This is a genomic window from Hydrogenophaga luteola (assembly GCF_042648585.1).
Classification (GTDB): domain Bacteria; phylum Pseudomonadota; class Gammaproteobacteria; order Burkholderiales; family Burkholderiaceae_C; genus Hydrogenophaga; species Hydrogenophaga luteola.
Map to the genome: position 1 here is coordinate 1 of NZ_JBHRXX010000012.1, position 821 is coordinate 821.

The following is an 821-nucleotide window of genomic DNA, read 5'->3' on the forward strand; positions in this document are numbered from 1 at the left end:
AAAGTGCCACGATGGGAAGTGCGAACTCTCATCAACTCACTCGTTTGTTGGAAGGGGAAGTCCATGGCAATCGTATCCGTTGGCATCGATCTGGCAAAGAACGTCTTTGCCGTTCACGGCGTCGATGAATCGGGCAAGCCCGCACTGGTGCGCCCCAGTGTGCCGCGCGCCCGGCTGCTCGAACTCATCGCCTCGCTGCCGCCGTGCCTGATCGGCATGGAGGCCTGTTCCGGCGCCCACCACTGGGCGCGCGAGTTTGCCCAGTTCGGCCACACCGTGCGCCTGATGGCGCCCAAGTTCGTCATCCCCTACCGCCTCTCGGGCAAGCGAGGCAAGAACGATGCCGCAGACGCCGCTGCCATCTGCGAGGCCGTCACCCGGCCCAACATGCGCTTCGTGCCGGTCAAGAGCACCGAGCAGCAGGGCCAGCTGCTGGTGCACCGCGCCCGCCAGGGTTTCGTGGAGCAGCGCACCGCCACGCTCAACCGCATCCGCGGCCTGCTCTCGGAGCTGGGCATCGTGTTGCCATTGAAGGCCGCCGTGGTGCGACGCGAGGCCTTGGCCCGCCTGGAGGATTTGCCTGGCTGGGCCAACACCGTGATCGGCGATCTGCTGAGCGAGGTCTCGCGGCTCGATGAACGCATCGCGCAGTACGACCAGCACATCAAGACCATGGCCCGCCAGAGCACCGAGGCGCAGCGGCTGATGCTGCTGCCTGGCATTGGTGAGACCACCGCCACCGCGCTGCTGAGCACCATCGGCAACGGGCGCGACTTCAAGTGCGGTCGCCAGCTGTGCGCCTGGCTGGGTCTGGTGCCCGG

Annotated in this window: 1 protein-coding gene; it reads left to right on the forward strand. The window is 66.5% G+C overall.

Features of this window, described 5'->3' with window-relative positions; all coding sequences use genetic code 11:
* Window positions 1-63: 63 nt before the first annotated feature.
* Window positions 64-821: IS110 family transposase (locus ACFOPI_RS24195; RefSeq protein WP_382180019.1), on the forward strand; the 758-nt coding region annotated here is incomplete at its 3' end.